Raw genomic sequence first — 16,490 nt, forward strand, 5'->3', positions numbered from 1 at the left:
ATTTAAATTTATGACATAAAAAAAATATTTTTTTTGTATAATTTAACATATGTTTGCAGTCAAGTTTTATGATTAGAAAAAATGAGTAGATTTAAACAATATAGAAGACAGTTTGGAATTATTAAAGGAGTAGAAATATATTTAAAATTAAAGTTAGGTATAGTAAATGCATTGAAAGTACCAGGAATCAAATTTCCAATTAAACTAAGACCGGGTACTTCTGATATCAGAACATTTTATCAGGTTTTTGTGAAAAAGGAATATGATATTGATTTTAAATTAAATCCTAAAGTAATAATAGACGGTGGATCAAATGTTGGCTTATTTGCTATTTTGATGAAAAACAGATACCCGGATGCTAAAATTATTTGTATTGAGCCTGATCCTGAAAATTTTGAATTACTAAAAACTAATATCTCAAATTATAATGATATTTTTTGTGAAAATTCTGGACTTTGGAATAAAGATACCAAATTAAAAGTATATGATAAATATAATTCTGGAAAGTGGGGTTTGGTTGTAGAAGAAGATATTGAAAAAGGTTCTATTAGTGCTATATCCATGGATACCCTTTTTGAAAAATATTCACTCAATGAAGTGGATGTTGTAAAAATAGATATTGAAACGAGCGAAAGACAGCTTTTTTCAACCAATTTCGAAAAGTGGTTGCCTAAAAATAAAATTGTATTGATTGAATTACATGATTGGATTGATGAAGGATGTTCCGAACCTTTTTTTAAAGCCATAAATAAATCTTTTTCTAATTATCACTATTCTACCAATGGAGAAAATGTGATAATCAGAAATAAAAGTTTAGCGTAATTAATCTTCTTCAAAAACAGTAAAATTATAAGCTCCTATGTCTGTGGGACTTAACCTTGGTTGTTCGAGTATATCAGGAATGGTAGAGAAAGTTGTATTTGCCTGGCCTCTTGCAGCAGAATCATCTCCAATATTCAATTTGTTTCTATTAACATTTAAAAATCTGGGATTTGAAACCGAATTATTTGTGGCGATGATACAATTTATATATCTGTCAGGATTTGTAAATTGATACAAATCATTATTTGTATAAACGTTATTAACATTGTTAAACTTGATCAAACAATGATCGAATTTATAATTAAAAACACCATTTCCACTTTTATCAATCAACATTTGAATTTGGTTTGAACCATAAATAATGCTATTGGTAAAAGTAGCTTCTACCATTGGTAGGGTTTGAGGTTCTGCTCCATCAAAGAAATTATTCAAATAAACAGAAAGCTGTCTTGAACTTGCCCAATTATTATTAAAAGTAGAATGATTAAAATTATATTTTCCTCCATAAGTACATGCCAAAGCAAATTGTCCGGCACTATTTATCACCACATTTTCACCTGAAATGTAAGCTGTTCTGGCTAAAATTCCAAAATTAGAATGATCGTAAATTTGTACGTTCTTCAACTTAACATCAGCTTCAGGATTATTTAAACCGGTGTTTCCGTCGATTAAAAGTCCAACTACACCGTTTTTAATAATACAATTTGTAAATTCATTGTTCTTACTTCCTTCTGTCAACCATATTGCTCCCCATTGTCCAGGAACATCTTCATATAAAGGTTCTAATCTGTCGCCTTGAAAAATGACATGACTTTCTAATGGATTATCAGGATTATTAGAAATTCCTCCATTGACTTTGATGCTTCCTTGATCACCAATTATCAAAACAGATTCCGCATGAAAATGAATTCTGGCCCCAGCTTCAACAACTAATGTTTTGTTGGCAGGAACGGCTGCATAACCATAAATGACATAGGGTTTTGAATTGTTCCAAATATATTCATTACCGTTAATCGGGTCGTTTTCGTCTAAAACAAAACCACGTTCAAGTCTTCCTCCGATATTTATATTTTCATACATCCCATTATCCAAACGTTGCGGATAAAGAAAATAAGCATCTTGAATTAACGTAACCAATTCTACTTTTTGCTCTGAAGTTCCTTGACCAAAAAGTATTTGATCGGTATATAAAAAATCGGTTGGATTGGCTTCTGAGATATCCACCGTAGTTTCAATAAAAATATACATACTGTCTTTGGCGAGCATTTCCACATTTTCAAAAATGCGGTTGTTGCCTACCATTCCGTCAACGGTCATACGGTATTTAGAATCCAATCCTTTTCCTAAACGGATGGAAGGAATGCTAATGTCTTCATCGGAACGGTTGTACACTTTTAATGTATATGTACTTGAGCCGATATTACTGAAAACAGTATCAAAATAAACAGTATCTCTTGAAAATTCCAATCCGCCTGAACTGGGTTTAAATTCAAAATCATTTCTACAAGAAGTTAAGGAAATGGCAGAAATTATAAAAAATAGAAAAAGTAAATTACGCATGAGCCTGATTTTTGGTAAAATTAACCATTAAATTGAAATAGCAAAATCAAATTAGTAAACGAATTTAAGAGGATTTTAGTTTATGCACCATTGAAAAATCTTTATTTTTACCAAAAAATAGATAAGATGACTTTAGATAAAGCCAAAATTCTTCAAAATTGTAATGATTTCAGTAAAAATACGTTGATGGAAACCCTTGAAATTGAGTTTATTGATGTAGGTGAAGATTTTTTGAAAGCCAAAATGCCTGTAAATTCACGAATTCACCAACCGATGGGATTATTGCATGGCGGAGCTTCCGTTGCATTGGCAGAAAGTGTAGGAAGTGCTGCTTCAATGTTGTTTGTGAATGCAGAAAAACAAGAAGTGCGTGGCATTGAAATCTCAGCAAACCATTTGCGAAGTAAGCGAGAAGGAACTGTTTTTGCCACCGCTAAAATCATTCATCAAGGAAGAAGTATTCATCTTTGGGAAATTAAAATTGAAGATGAAGTAGGAAAACTAATCTGTCTCTGCAAATTGTCAAACATTGTTTTACCTAAAAAGACTTCCTAACGATGGCAATTTTGTCAAAAATTAAATTACAAGTAGAACAAAAATTGCCTTTTGCTTTGTATGTGCTTCCAAATCAAAACACGATTTGTGGTATTTTTCAAAAGGATGATTTCATTTTTGATTTTAAAGGTCAAAGCGGTTTTGTTTTTGCTTCTTTTGATGATTATAAAAAATATGTAATTCCTTTCGAAAGTTCAGATTTTTTGGAAGAGGAATTTAGTTTTGATTCTACAGAGCAGACTGAAGTTTTGATGAATTATTCAGAAAATGAAAAAATAAATTTTGAAGATATCGTTCAAAAAGCTGTAAATTCGATACAAAATGGCGATTTTGAAAAAGTTGTCCTTTCCCGAAAAATTGAAATTGAAAAAAAGATTGATTTTATTGAAACTTTTTTAAGATTAGTCAATCGTTATCCAACTGCTTTTCGTTCATTTTTTTATCATCCGCAAGTTGGTTGTTGGATGGGAGCCACTCCGGAACAATTAATTAAAGTTGAAAATAATCATTTTGAAACCGTTTCATTGGCAGGAACACATCAAAAAAGTAGTTTTAAAAATTGGTCAGCCAAAGAAATTCATGAGCAACAAATTGTGACCGATTATATTTTGGATAGTTTGCATAAAGAAGTACTTTCTTTGAAAGTATCAGAACCATTCACAGTGGAAGCCGGTTCGTTAGTTCATTTAAAAACAATTATTTCAGGGGAAGTTTATTCGATTGAAAACACCAAAAATATTATTCAAAATTTACATCCAACACCTGCAGTTTGTGGTTTTCCGAAAGCAAAAGCATTGCAATTTATTTCTGAAAATGAAGGTTACGAGCGAAAATTCTATGCCGGTTATTTAGGTTTATGGAATGCAGAAGAAGCATCTGCCAATCTTTTTGTAAATTTACGTTGTTTAGAAGTTGAAGAGAATAAAATAAACATTTATGTCGGTTGCGGAATCACCGGAGAAAGTAATCCTGAGAAAGAATTTTTCGAAACCGAACACAAATCACAAATTATGAAATCCATTTTATAAAATGAATGTACAAGTAGATATTTTGGCCTTTGGAGCCCATCCGGATGATGTAGAATTAGGTTGTGCCGGAACATTAGCCAAAGAAATTTCGTTAGGAAGAAAAGTCGGAATCATCGATTTAACGGAGGGCGAATTAGGGACACGTGGTTCGGTTGAAATTCGCTACAGAGAAGCCGCAAAAGCATCTGAAATATTAGGAATTTCTGTTCGTGAAAACCTAAAAATGCGAGATGGTTTTTTCAAAAATGATGAAGAACACCAAATGCAAGTAATTAAAATGATTCGCAAATACCGTCCGAAAATAGTGTTGTGTAATGCAATTGACGACCGTCATATCGATCATGGAAAAGGTGCAAAGCTGGTTTCAGATGCTTGTTTTTTGTCCGGTTTAAAACGAATTGAAACTGTTTTGGATGGTGAAAAGCAAGAAGCTTGGCGACCGCAAGTGGTCTATCATTACATTCAATGGAAAGATTTAAAACCTGATTTTGTAGTAGATATTACAGGATTTATGGATATAAAAGTGGAAGCTATTATGGCCTACGACTCACAATTTTATAATCCGAATACAAATGATAGTGTTACACCAATTGCTACAAAGAACTTTTTAGATAGTATAAAATACCGTTCGCAAGATATGGGAAGGTTGATTGGTACTGACTTTGCAGAAGGTTTTACAGCCGAAAGATATGTGGCTGTCAATAGCTTAGAAGATTTGATGTAAAATTGCAAAAAAATCTTTGCAGAATTCAAGGATTGCACTATATTTGCACTCGCAAAAGAAAACTTGGTGGGTTTAAATTCAAAAGGTTTTTACTTGTAAAATAAATGGTGATTGTAGCTCAGTTGGTTAGAGCGTCGGATTGTGGTTCCGAAGGTCGCGGGTTCGAGACCCGTCTTTCACCCAGAAATACAAAGCTTCGAGGAAACTCGAGGCTTTTTTTGTGGAGTTAATTTGAGTTAATTTTTAAATTTTTATTGATTTTCTTAAACTTATAAATCATCAAAACGAAACTATGTATCTTTGTTTATCATTTAAAAAATTCATGCGATACCTTTTTTTACTTTTTTTCTCTATCTCCTTCGCTCAACAATCTCAAAAAGTTGATTTTAAAACCTTACACGCCATTTTAATTCCAAATCAAATTGAAAAATCCATTTCAGGTGAAGTGAACTATGAATTTCAAGTTTTATCTTCCATCGATACTATTGCTATTGATGCCATTAGAATGGATTTTACTAACGTGAAAATCAACGGAAAATCAGTAAATTTTAAAAACACTACCAAAGCTCTACAATTATTTGAAGGATTTAAAAAAGGAAAAAATACATTGACTTTTAACTACAAAGCCATTCCAAAACAAACACTTTATTTTATTGGAGAAGGCGAAAATTTACAAATTTGGACACAGGGTCAAGGAAAATACACGAGTCATTGGCTGCCTAGTTTTGATGATGTGAATGAAAAATTGATTTTTAACATTTCTATAAAGTTTAACGAGGATTACACGATACTTTCCAACGGAGTCTTGAAAAATAGAGATCATAAAAGGAATGGTTATGAAAAGGGATTTACAACGTATAATTATCAAATGTCCAAACCAATGTCTTCTTATTTGGTAATGATGGCAATTGGAAAATTCGTCAAACAAACTTCCAAAACTAAGTCAGGAACACCATTAGAATTTTATTTAGATCAAAAAGATTTAAATAAATTTGAAACAACGTACAAATACACCACCCAAATTTTCGATTTTTTTGAACAAGAAATAGACGTCAAGTATCCTTGGGAAATTTACCGACAAGTTCCCGTTCGTGATTTTTTGTATTCCGGTATGGAAAACACCACTTCCACCATTTTTTCACAAGATTTTGTGGTCGATCAAATCGGTTTCAATGACAAAACTTACATCAACGTCAACGCTCACGAATTGGCTCACCAATGGTTTGGCAATCTTATCACTGCAGAAACCGGAAAACACCATTGGTTGCAGGAAGGTTTCGCCACTTACTATGCTTTGCTGGCCGAAAAAGAAATTTTTGGTGACGATTATTTTCAGTGGGAATTGTATGAAATGGCCGAGCGTTTGCAAAAAGCTTCCAAAACAGATACGATTCCGCTACTGAATGAAAAAGCAAGTTCACTCACATTTTATCAAAAAGGAGCTTGGGCTTTGCATTATTTACGTGAAAACATTGGAGCAGAAAATTTTCAGAAAGCAGTAAAAAATTACCTAAAAAAATACGGTTTCAAAAATGTCAATACAGCCAATTTTCTAAAAGATGTCAACGCCGTTTCCAATTTTGATACAGCAACTTTTCAACAAAATTGGCTTGAAAAATCAGGTTTTGAAGTCAATCAAGCTCTCGATTTACTTAAGAAAAATGCCTTTATGAAATCGTATTTAGACTTGGTGCAACTACAACCAAAACCCTTTGCTGAAAAGGCAGCCTTGTTTGAAACCATTTTAAAAAGCAACGATTTTTATCCCATCAAAGAAGAAGTCATTTATCAATTGGCTGAAATCCCTTTTGAAGAAAAAGAATCATTGCTAAACCTCGCATTAGATTCCAAAAACATAAAAATTCGACAAGCTGTTTCTCGAATTATGATTGAAATTCCACGTAATTTTCAGTCAGAATACGAAACGTTGCTCAACGATGATTCCTATATCACCAAAGAAATAGCACTAGGAACGCTGTGGAAATTATTCCCCGAACGACAAGAACATTACCTCAATTTATCCAAAAATTGGGTCGGATTTAATGATAAAAACTTGCGAATCTTGTGGCTAACATTAGCTTTAATTTCAGAAGGTTACGAAGTAAATAACAAAGTGAATTTTTACGACGAGTTATTAGATTATTCTTCCTTAAAATATGAAAGTTCCATTCGTCAAAATGCGTTAACCAATTTGCTTTTCCTCAATCCAAACGATCAAAATATTCTTCAAAATTTGGTCAACGCCACTACGCATCACAAATGGCAGTTTACACTTTTTGCCCGCAATCAAATTCGGGAATTAATCAAAACCGAACGACACAAAAAGTACTTTCAGGATATGTTGCCAACATTAAATTCCGCCGAACAAAGTCAGTTAAAACGATTACTCGAAAACTAACTCATCATCTGAATCACCTCAAATTTCAAATAGCTAATTGCCACATAACTAGGCGATTGCTTGTCTAATAAATCACTCAAAATCACCTCTCTCAACTTGTGCGAAGAATCCACACGGTCACTCATATTCGACTTTCTAATCGATTGAATGATTGTATTTTTTGCGGTCGTAATCACAGTCCAACACTCTTCCGTGATATAAATTTGTTGCGTCAAATTATGCTCAAATTCTTGCTCAATTTGCTGAATTAATTGGTTTTCATACGTGTTTTTATCATCCGAATACGGTGCCACACGAATCAATAATTTCGCAGGATTTATCCGTTCCAAATACAAAACCATTCGCTCATACGCCTGCAAACGAATTGGCAACGACTCCTTTTGCAATGCCTTTCGCATCAAATGTTTTCGCCTGTCTTCCAGACCTTTATGGTGCAAATGAAAAAAAGAATAAGCCACAACACCGGTAATAATCGCCGGCAAAGTATACGATAAAAGTTCAATCCACTTAATTGATTCCATATTTTTATTTTTTTAATTTGGAGCTACTTTAAAACTTACTTAATCTTTTTTTACCATATAAGTCATTTAAGTTTTAAATGCTTATATGCCTTATATGGTTAAATCAAATTTTAGTTATCTTAAAACGTTTACTGCAAAAATAGAATTTTAGTTGATAATTCGTTACAATTTTAATTGTAATAAATCATAAGTAAGCTTATTTTTGAGCTTTGCTAAAAAAACTATGATACAAGAATATATAAATCAACTCAACGAAGCTCAACGTGCACCCGTGCTACAAAAAGACGGACCAATGATTGTGATTGCCGGTGCAGGATCAGGAAAAACACGTGTGCTCACAATGCGAATTGCCTATTTAATGAGCCTTGGAGTTGATGCGTTCAATATTTTATCGCTCACATTTACCAACAAAGCGGCCCGTGAAATGAAAAAACGGATTTCCGATATCGTGGGTAGCAACGAAGCCAAAAACCTTTGGATGGGAACTTTTCACTCCGTTTTTGCTAAAATTCTTCGCATTGAAGCCGAAAAGTTAGGCTATCCAAGCAATTTTACCATTTATGATGCTCAAGATAGTGTTCGCTTAATCGGAGCCATCATCAAAGAAATGCAATTGGACAAAGATATTTACAAACCAAAACAAGTTTTTAGCCGAATTTCGTCCTATAAAAATTCATTAATTACCGTAAAAGCCTATTTCAATAATCCGGAATTAATGGAACAAGATGCGATGAGTAAAAAACCGCGAATTGGTGAAATCTACAATAATTATGTAGAACGTTGTTTCAAATCGGGAGCAATGGATTTTGATGATTTGTTATTAAAAACAAATGAATTACTGAATCGTTTTCCGGATGTGTTGGCCAAATACCAAGACCGTTTTCGCTATATTTTGGTGGATGAGTACCAAGATACTAACCATTCGCAGTATTTAATTGTTCGAGCGTTGTCCGATCGTTTTCAAAATATTTGTGTGGTAGGTGATGATGCTCAAAGTATCTATGCGTTTCGTGGAGCAAACATCAACAATATTTTAAATTTTCAAAAAGATTATGCTGACGTGCAAATGTTTCGATTAGAGCAAAATTATCGTTCTACCAAAAATATTGTTGAAGCAGCAAACTCCATCATCGATAAAAATAAAACCAAATTGGACAAAGTGGTTTGGACGCACAACCAAGACGGTCCGAAAATAAAAGTCAATCGCAGCATTACCGATGGTGAAGAAGGTCGATTCGTCGCTTCAACAATCTTCGATGAAAAAATGCGAAACCAAATGAAAAATGGTGAATTCGCTATTTTATATCGAACCAATGCTCAATCCCGTGCGATGGAAGATGCGTTGCGAAAACGTGACATTCCGTATCGAATTTACGGCGGATTATCCTTTTACCAACGCAAAGAAATCAAAGATGTGCTGTGTTATTTGCGTTTGGTTATCAATCCAAAAGACGAAGAAGCGTTGGTGCGAGTAATCAATTATCCCGCTCGTGGAATTGGCGACAGTACTATTGAAAAGTTAACTGTCGCAGCCAATCATTACAAGCGTTCCATTTTTGAAGTAATGGAAAATATTGATAAAATTGACCTCAAACTCAATTCCGGAACCAAACGAAAACTCGAAGATTTTGTAATGATGATCAAAAGTTTTCAAGTTATCAACGAAAACCAAGATGCTTTTTTTCTTGCCGATCACGTTTCTAAAAAAACCGGTTTGGTGCAAGAACTCAAAAAAGACGGAACTCCCGAAGGAATTGCGAGAATTGAAAACATCGAAGAATTACTAAACGGTATCAAAGATTTTATCGAAGGACAAAAAGAAATTGATGGAGCACGAGGAGCATTATCAGAATTTTTGGAAGATGTAGCTTTGGCAACGGATTTAGACAAAGACACCGGCGATGATGATCGTGTGGCATTAATGACCATTCACTTAGCAAAAGGATTAGAATTTCCAACTGTTTTTATTGTGGGAATGGAAGAAGATTTGTTTCCAAGTGCAATGAGTTTGAATACACGTAGCGAATTGGAAGAAGAACGCCGTTTATTCTACGTAGCATTAACCCGAGCTGAACATCAGGCTTATCTCACTTATGCTCAATCTCGTTATCGTTGGGGAAAATTGATGGATAGCGAACCTTCTCGTTTTATCGAAGAAATTGATGATCGCTATTTGGAATACATCAGTGCGGTAGAAACCGGTTATCGCTACAAACCGATGATTGATAATGACATTTTTGGCGATGTAGATAAATCACGATTACGATTAGCCAAACCAACCAATGGAACGCCACCAAAACGATATGGAGAAGAACCGACTTCCACAATACGAAAATTAAAACCCGTTTCCAGCAACGCACCATCAGGGAATAATTTATTTGATTCCGGTTTAGTTCCCGGTAACATCGTCATGCACGAACGATTCGGCAAAGGTCAAGTTTTAAACCTTGAAGGAGTGGGAGCAGACAAAAAAGCCGAGATTAAATTTGATGTAGGTGGGATTAAGAAGCTTTTGCTCAGGTTTGCGAAGCTAGATGTCATTGGTTAAATTTTGTTTCTCACAACGATTGTATTAAGTTTCTCGCAAAGACGCAGAGACGCAAAGTTTTTGAGATCCCAACATTTTGACTAGATAATGAATAATTTGTTTCGTAGAAGATGAATATTATTTTTCTCGCAAAGTCGCGAAGTTTTAAAGACGAAGAGATTTTATTTGTTAGTTTTGACATTATAACTGCAAGTTTAAAAAAAGATTTTATCAGCAATATTTATTTTGCGTCTTTGCGTCTTTGCGAGAAACAAAAAAATGCGAGAAACAAACAAAAACTACCAGTAATAAAAAATAAATATGACAGAAAACGAAATAGCCACAATTATTGTAGATTTATGTTTCAAGATTCATAAAAAACTTGGTCCTGGTTTGTTAGAAAGTGTTTACGAAGAGATTTTATTTTATGAGTTAACGAAATTAGGGTTAAAAGTTGAAAGACAAAAAGCACTACCGGTTTATTGGGATGAATTAGTTATGGATATTGGTTTTCGTGCAGATTTAATCGTAGAAGATAAAGTTATTACTGAATTAAAATCTGTTGAACAACTATCTAATGTAACACCAAAACAAATTTTAACCTATTTAAAAATCACACATTGTAAATTAGGTTTAATAGTGAATTTTAATGTTCCATTAATTAAAAACGGCATTACCAGAATTGCAAATGGTCTTTAAATAAGAAAAACAAAAATATATGTGACTTTAAAACTTTGCGTCTCCGCGTCTTTGCGAGACAAAAAAAAGCGAGAAATAAAGTTCGGCGATGAACAAAAATGAATTAGAATAAAATTGAAGTTATCAAAAATTTGCGTCTCTGCGATTTTGCGAGAAAAAATAAACAGGGAGAAATAAAGTTCGGCGATGAACAAAAATGAATTAGAATAAAATTGAAGTTATCAAAAATTTGCGTCTCTGCGACTTTGCGAGAAAATATAAATAGCGAGAAATAAAGTTCGACGATGAACAAAAATGAATTTGAATAAAATTAAAGTTATCAAAAAATTGCGACTTTGCGACTTTGCGTGCAAAAATAAACAGCGAGAAAGAAAGTTCGGCGATGAACAAAAATGAATTAGAATAAAATTGAAGTTATCAAAAATTTGCGTCTTTGCGACTTTGCGAGAAAAAAAAGCGAGAAAAAATGAAATACAGTAGACTAACCAAAGAACAATTCGAAGCCCTTCATCAAGAATTTGCTAATTTTTTAGCCACCCAATCCATTGACAAAAAAGAATGGGATGAAATAAAAACCAATAAACCTGAAATAGCCGAGCAAGAATTAGATGTTTTCTCCGATTTAATTTGGGAAGGTGTTTTGATCCAAACCAATTATTTAGAACATTTTTCTAAAAACCATATTTTTATGTTTCATTGTTTAGAAACAGAAGTCAAATCCATTGTTTTGAAAACACTAGAACCCGAAGTCGATTTTATGACGTCACAAGGTTTGGAATGGATGGTGAAAAATTTGTTCACCGATGCAATCGACATTCACGTAGGACGAAAAGAATACCAAGGCGAACGAAATGCCGCTATTTTTGACATCATTCAACAAGGAGCGATTTTAAGTGACGGACAATTGTACCAACAAATTGATAAAATAGTCAACGCAAACTAAAAACTCAGCAACTCAGCAACACAGACCATGGATATTCAGACTCAAATTCAATCCCTTCGTAACGAACTCAATCAGCACAACCACAACTATTATGTGTTGGATAAACCCACTATTTCCGATTTTGAGTTTGATCAATTATTGAGAAAATTACAAGATTTAGAAACCCAACATCCTGAGTTTTTTGATGAAAATTCGCCAACGCAACGAGTAGGAGGAAGCATCACTAAAAATTTTAATACCGTTGCTCACGAACATCGGATGTATTCGTTGGATAATTCGTATTCTACCGAAGATTTGATGGATTGGGAAACCAGAATTCAAAAAATGTTAGGCAATGTTGATTTGGAATATACGTGTGAATTAAAATATGACGGAGCTTCAATCAGCATTACTTACGAAAACGGAAAATTAAAAAAAGCCGTGACGCGTGGCGATGGTTTTCAAGGTGATGAGGTGACGAATAATGTAAAAACGATTCGTTCCATTCCACTGCAATTAAAAGGAAATTATCCGCCAAAATTTGATATTCGTGGTGAAATTATTTTACCATTTTCCGGTTTTGAAAAAATGAATCAAGAGTTAATCGAAATTGGAGAAACACCTTATTCCAACCCAAGAAATACAGCTTCCGGAAGTTTGAAATTACAAAACAGTGCTGAGGTTGCCAAACGTCCGTTGGATTGTTTGTTGTATTTTATTGTGGGAAATAATCTTCCGTTCAAAACACAATTTGAAGGTTTGGAAACAGCCCGAAAATGGGGTTTTAAAGTGCCAAATCAAGCCAAATTAGCCAAAAATATGCAAGAAGTGTTGGAATTCATAACCTATTGGGATGTTCACCGACACGATTTACCGTATGAAACAGATGGAGTTGTAATTAAAGTCAACAGTTTGCAACACCAAGACGAATTGGGTTATACGGCCAAATCGCCTCGTTGGGCAATGGCGTATAAATTCAAATCAGAGCAAGTTTCCACCCGATTAAATTCGATTTCCTATCAAGTGGGAAGAACGGGAGCGATTACTCCGGTGGCGAATTTAGAACCGGTTCAATTGGCAGGAACGATTGTGAAAAGAGCTTCGTTGCACAATGCCGATCAAATTGAAAAATTAGATATTCGTATTGGTGATAAAGTTTTTGTAGAAAAAGGTGGCGAAATTATCCCGAAAATTATTGCAGTTGCCGAAAGAGGAAATGAATCGTTTCCAACGGTTTATATTACGAATTGTCCCGAATGCCAAACCGCTTTAGAGCGAAAAGAAGGCGAAGCCAATCATTATTGTCCGAATTTTTATGGTTGTCCGCCACAGATTGTTGGTCGCATTCAGCACTATATTACTCGAAAAGCAATGGACATTGAAGGGTTGGGTGGCGAAACGGTTGCGTTGCTTTATCAAAATGGTTTAGTGAAAAATTATGCGGATTTGTATGATTTAAAAATCGAACAAATTCTTCCGTTGGAACGAATGGCTCAAAAAAGTGCGGAGAATTTAATCAACGGAATCGAAAAATCGAAAGAAGTGCCGTTTGAACGAGTTTTGTATGCGTTGGGAATTCGGTATGTGGGCGAAACAGTCGCTAAAAAGTTGGCGAAACATTACAAAAATATTGATGCTATTGCGAATGCCAGTTTGATGGATTTGATTTTAGTAGATGAAATTGGCGATAAAATTGCACAAAGTGTCATCGAGTTTTTTGAGAATATTGAAAATAGATTAACCATTGAACGTTTAAAATCAGTTGGAATTCAGTTTGAATTAGTGGAGAAAAACACACAAGTAAGTGATAAGTTTGCCGGAAAAACGTTTGTCGTTTCCGGTGTTTTTGAAAAATTTTCACGTGATGATTTAAAGAAAGCCATCGAAGACAACGGCGGAAAAGTAGGAAGTTCCATTTCTACCAAAACGGATTACGTGGTTGCCGGAGAAAATATGGGACCTGCCAAATTGGAAAAAGCGAATCAATTAAAAATTGCAATTATTAGTGAAGATGATTTTTTGGGGATGTTGAATAATTAATTTATACTTATGAATGATACAAAAAATAAAAACAAAATAACTTTCGGAGAATTCAAAGAGAAAAATTATGGAAAGTTAGGAACGAAAGAACGTGATGAACTTGAATTTGGATATAACAATTTCAAGATTGAAGAGTTGAATAGTATTTCTTCTTTGGAAATAAAAATATCTGAGGAATAATTCCTTAACAGCACAATTCCCTAGCCCGTATTGCAGCGGAAATCTTTGTGCCGTTGCGGTTTAGTTTTTTCTTAAAAGCGGGAAGCGACCAACGGAAGCTCTCCCGATTTTTTAGAAAAACAAACCGGAACAAACAAAATTGTAGCGGAAAGACGGAATAGCTTCTAATCTTGCAAAAAGTTTTATACATTTGGTCGATGAATAAACAAAAACCGGCATTGTACTTGTATCTCATTTCCAGTTTATTGGTGGTGATTGCCGTACTTTTTGATTTACAGGAATTAGAATTATTTGCGAAACCAATCGTAATTCCCGCAATTTATTTTTATTATTTACAACACCGATTTAAACGAATAAATTGGTGGTTTTCCGTTTCATTGTTGGCTTGTTTTGTGGGCGATATTTTAGTTTTACTCGATCCTGATTTTGATGTTTTATGGATAATTCTCTGCTTTTTTATTAGTTATTGCATTCTGATTAAATTCGGAATTGATGATTTAGTTCCGCAAAAACTTTCTGTTTCCAATATCATTTTAGGAATTTTGATTGTTGTTTTCCTATTATTTGTCTTATTTTCCATCATCGATTTAATTGAACCGGAATCCACAGAACGTTATATTATCTTTTTGTTTTACGGATTTACATTGCTGATTCTCACGGCACTTTCATTGATTAATTTCTTTTCAGAAGCTTCAAAAGCGGCATTGTATTTTTCGATTATGGCTTTGTGTATCGTGATTTCTGACGTATTTTATTCGTTTTATCATTTTATTGAACCGATTGATATGTTTAATTACATCAATATTTTCTTCCAATTGGCAACCTATTATTGTATGGTTTCTTATTTTTTGGTTCGTATAGAAAAACCTTCGAAATTTAACCGTTAATTCATCGTATTTTGTATCGTTAAATTTTGTATATTTGCACGCAATTTAACTACAAATTGCAACAATGAAAGCACACACAACAAAAATCATCGGCGAAGGATTAACTTACGATGATGTTCTGCTCATTCCCAACTACTCTGAAGTTTTACCCCGCGAAGTAAGTATTCAATCTAAATTTTCAAGAAATATTACGCTTAATGTTCCAATTGCCTCTGCTGCAATGGATACGGTGACCGAAAGTTCAATGGCGATTGCGATGGCTCAAGAAGGCGGAATTGGTGTTTTGCACAAAAATATGTCAATTGAGCAACAAGCTGCGAAAGTGCGAAAAGTGAAAAGGGCAGAAGCCGGAATGATTTTGGATCCTGTCACTTTACCTTTAACAGCAACGGTTGGCGATGCAAAAGCTGCGATGCGTGAATTTAGCATTGGCGGAATTCCGGTTGTGGATGAAAACGGAACTTTGAAAGGAATTGTAACAAATCGTGATTTGCGTTTTGAAAAGATAAATTCCCGTTCGATTTTAGAAGTGATGACGGCTGAAAATTTAATCACAGCTGAGGAAGGAACAACTTTGCAACAAGCAGAAGGAATTTTACAGCAAAATAAAATTGAAAAACTTCCGGTGATTGATAAAAACTATAAATTGGTTGGGTTAATTACCTTTCGGGATATTACCAAACTGACTCAAAAACCAATTGCGAATAAAGATAAATTTGGTCGTTTGCGTGTGGCTGCTGCTCTTGGCGTAACGGCTGATGCGTTAGAACGTGCTACAGCTTTGGTGAATGCCGGTGTGGATGCGGTTATAATCGACACAGCACACGGACATACACAAGGTGTTGTAACGGTTTTAAAACAAGTGAAAGCTAAATTCCCTGATTTAGATGTGGTGGTTGGAAATATCGCCACCCCGGAAGCAGCATTATATTTAGTAGAAAACGGAGCCGATGCGGTGAAAGTTGGAATCGGACCGGGTTCAATTTGTACAACTCGAGTGGTTGCCGGAGTTGGATTTCCACAATTTTCTGCGGTGTTGGAAGTGGCAGCTGCCATAAAAGGTAGCGGAGTTCCGGTGATTGCGGATGGCGGAATTCGTTACACAGGAGATATTCCGAAAGCGATTGCTGCCGGAGCTGATTGTGTGATGTTAGGTTCATTATTAGCCGGAACCAAAGAATCGCCGGGAGAAACCATTATTTTTGAAGGAAGAAAATTCAAATCCTACCGCGGAATGGGTTCGGTGGAAGCGATGCAAGAAGGCTCAAAAGACCGTTATTTTCAAGATGTGGAAGATGATGTGAAGAAATTAGTTCCGGAAGGAATTGTGGGCCGAGTTCCATACAAAGGAGAATTAAACGAAAGTATGCAACAATTCATTGGCGGACTTCGTGCCGGAATGGGTTATTGCGGAGCAAAAGATATTCCGACTCTACAAGAAACAGGAAGATTCGTAAGAATTACAGCAAGTGGAATAGGGGAAAGCCATCCGCATAATGTGACGATTACGAAGGAGGCTCCAAATTATTCGAGGTAGTTTATTTTATTAATTAACGTGAGTTCGATATAAAATTACTGAAAAAGGATCAATTGTTTAGTGTCCACGAAGTTGTTTTTTAGAGATGGT

At 34.6% G+C, this 16,490-nt stretch carries 14 protein-coding genes and 1 tRNA gene; 13 read left to right on the forward strand and 2 right to left on the reverse strand.

All coding sequences use genetic code 11. The features are described 5' to 3' along the window. Positions 1-81 precede the first annotated feature (81 nt). On the forward strand, positions 82-822 hold the full coding sequence (locus AC23MC_RS12085) for an FkbM family methyltransferase (RefSeq protein ID WP_487568609.1): 741 nt from the start codon (positions 82-84) through the stop codon (positions 820-822). Here AC23MC_RS12085 and AC23MC_RS12090 read toward each other — a convergent pair whose 3' ends face one another. Then, the gene (locus AC23MC_RS12090; protein WP_487568610.1) at positions 823-2,382 is read right to left on the reverse strand and encodes a hypothetical protein; all 1,560 of its coding nucleotides are present in this window, start codon (positions 2,380-2,382) and stop codon (positions 823-825) included. 126 nt (positions 2,383-2,508) lie between these two features. On the opposite strand from AC23MC_RS12090, the gene AC23MC_RS12095 reads away from it, so the two are divergent. The 5 genes from AC23MC_RS12095 (at position 2,509) to AC23MC_RS12115 (ending at position 7,087) form a co-directional block, all read left to right on the forward strand. After that, positions 2,509-2,937 carry a hotdog fold thioesterase gene (locus AC23MC_RS12095; RefSeq protein WP_487568611.1) on the forward strand — a complete coding sequence of 143 codons (429 nt, stop codon included), beginning with the start codon at positions 2,509-2,511 and terminating at the stop codon, positions 2,935-2,937. A gap of 2 nt (positions 2,938-2,939) precedes the next feature. Next, positions 2,940-3,965 (forward strand): chorismate-binding protein, encoded by a 1,026-nt coding sequence (locus AC23MC_RS12100; protein ID WP_487568612.1) that lies wholly within the window; start codon positions 2,940-2,942, stop codon positions 3,963-3,965. 1 nt (position 3,966) lies between these two features. Beyond that, positions 3,967-4,689, forward strand: a complete 723-nt coding sequence (gene bshB1, locus AC23MC_RS12105; protein ID WP_487568613.1) for a bacillithiol biosynthesis deacetylase BshB1 — start codon at positions 3,967-3,969, stop codon at positions 4,687-4,689. Positions 4,690-4,795: 106 nt separating this feature from the next. Further along, a tRNA-His gene (locus tag AC23MC_RS12110) sits at positions 4,796-4,871 on the forward strand. Positions 4,872-5,011: 140 nt separating this feature from the next. Next, the gene (locus AC23MC_RS12115; protein ID WP_487568614.1) at positions 5,012-7,087 is read left to right on the forward strand and encodes a M1 family metallopeptidase; all 2,076 of its coding nucleotides are present in this window, start codon (positions 5,012-5,014) and stop codon (positions 7,085-7,087) included. Here AC23MC_RS12115 and AC23MC_RS12120 read toward each other — a convergent pair. Beyond that, positions 7,084-7,608 carry a DUF7935 family protein gene (locus AC23MC_RS12120; RefSeq protein WP_487568615.1) on the reverse strand — a complete coding sequence of 175 codons (525 nt, stop codon included), beginning with the start codon at positions 7,606-7,608 and terminating at the stop codon, positions 7,084-7,086. The two genes, AC23MC_RS12115 and AC23MC_RS12120, sit on opposite strands and share 4 nt — an antisense overlap. Before the next feature lie 226 nt (positions 7,609-7,834). Between AC23MC_RS12120 and AC23MC_RS12125 the strand changes: the two genes are divergently transcribed. From AC23MC_RS12125 to guaB, 7 genes are all read left to right on the forward strand, one after another. Then, positions 7,835-10,156, forward strand: a complete 2,322-nt coding sequence (locus AC23MC_RS12125; protein ID WP_487568624.1) for an ATP-dependent helicase — start codon at positions 7,835-7,837, stop codon at positions 10,154-10,156. Positions 10,157-10,456: 300 nt separating this feature from the next. After that, on the forward strand, positions 10,457-10,834 hold the full coding sequence (locus tag AC23MC_RS12130) for a GxxExxY protein (RefSeq protein ID WP_487568616.1): 378 nt from the start codon (positions 10,457-10,459) through the stop codon (positions 10,832-10,834). Between the two features lie 466 nt (positions 10,835-11,300). Continuing rightward, on the forward strand, positions 11,301-11,777 hold the full coding sequence (locus AC23MC_RS12135) for a DUF6495 family protein (protein ID WP_487568617.1): 477 nt from the start codon (positions 11,301-11,303) through the stop codon (positions 11,775-11,777). Positions 11,778-11,804: 27 nt separating this feature from the next. Beyond that, complete coding sequence (ligA, locus tag AC23MC_RS12140; protein WP_487568618.1) at positions 11,805-13,796, forward strand: NAD-dependent DNA ligase LigA; 1,992 nt, start codon at positions 11,805-11,807, stop codon at positions 13,794-13,796. 9 nt (positions 13,797-13,805) lie between these two features. Next, positions 13,806-13,976, forward strand: coding sequence for a hypothetical protein (locus AC23MC_RS12145; protein ID WP_487568619.1), 171 nt, complete (start codon positions 13,806-13,808; stop codon positions 13,974-13,976). Between the two features lie 197 nt (positions 13,977-14,173). Next, on the forward strand, positions 14,174-14,863 hold the full coding sequence (locus AC23MC_RS12150; protein WP_487568620.1) for a lysoplasmalogenase family protein: 690 nt from the start codon (positions 14,174-14,176) through the stop codon (positions 14,861-14,863). Between the two features lie 64 nt (positions 14,864-14,927). Next, the gene (gene guaB, locus AC23MC_RS12155; RefSeq protein ID WP_487568621.1) at positions 14,928-16,400 is read left to right on the forward strand and encodes an IMP dehydrogenase; all 1,473 of its coding nucleotides are present in this window, start codon (positions 14,928-14,930) and stop codon (positions 16,398-16,400) included. The last annotated feature ends 90 nt before the right edge of the window (positions 16,401-16,490 follow it).

Source organism: Flavobacterium sp. T50_26, assembly GCF_057652995.1.

Bases quoted from the DNA above. Each gene is read 5' to 3' on its own strand.
- bshB1 (WP_487568613.1), top strand. From the start codon at position 3,967: ATGAATGTACAAGTAGATATTTTGGCCTTTGGAGCCCATCCGGATGAT.
- guaB (WP_487568621.1), top strand. From the start codon at position 14,928: ATGAAAGCACACACAACAAAAATCATCGGCGAAGGATTAACTTACGAT.
- AC23MC_RS12130 (WP_487568616.1), top strand. From the start codon at position 10,457: ATGACAGAAAACGAAATAGCCACAATTATTGTAGATTTATGTTTCAAG.
- ligA (WP_487568618.1), top strand. From the start codon at position 11,805: ATGGATATTCAGACTCAAATTCAATCCCTTCGTAACGAACTCAATCAG.
- AC23MC_RS12120 (WP_487568615.1), bottom strand. From the start codon at position 7,608: ATGGAATCAATTAAGTGGATTGAACTTTTATCGTATACTTTGCCGGCG.
- AC23MC_RS12100 (WP_487568612.1), top strand. From the start codon at position 2,940: ATGGCAATTTTGTCAAAAATTAAATTACAAGTAGAACAAAAATTGCCT.
- AC23MC_RS12095 (WP_487568611.1), top strand. From the start codon at position 2,509: ATGACTTTAGATAAAGCCAAAATTCTTCAAAATTGTAATGATTTCAGT.
- AC23MC_RS12085 (WP_487568609.1), top strand. From the start codon at position 82: ATGAGTAGATTTAAACAATATAGAAGACAGTTTGGAATTATTAAAGGA.
- AC23MC_RS12145 (WP_487568619.1), top strand. From the start codon at position 13,806: ATGAATGATACAAAAAATAAAAACAAAATAACTTTCGGAGAATTCAAA.
- AC23MC_RS12115 (WP_487568614.1), top strand. From the start codon at position 5,012: ATGCGATACCTTTTTTTACTTTTTTTCTCTATCTCCTTCGCTCAACAA.
- AC23MC_RS12090 (WP_487568610.1), bottom strand. From the start codon at position 2,382: ATGCGTAATTTACTTTTTCTATTTTTTATAATTTCTGCCATTTCCTTA.
- AC23MC_RS12135 (WP_487568617.1), top strand. From the start codon at position 11,301: ATGAAATACAGTAGACTAACCAAAGAACAATTCGAAGCCCTTCATCAA.
- AC23MC_RS12150 (WP_487568620.1), top strand. From the start codon at position 14,174: ATGAATAAACAAAAACCGGCATTGTACTTGTATCTCATTTCCAGTTTA.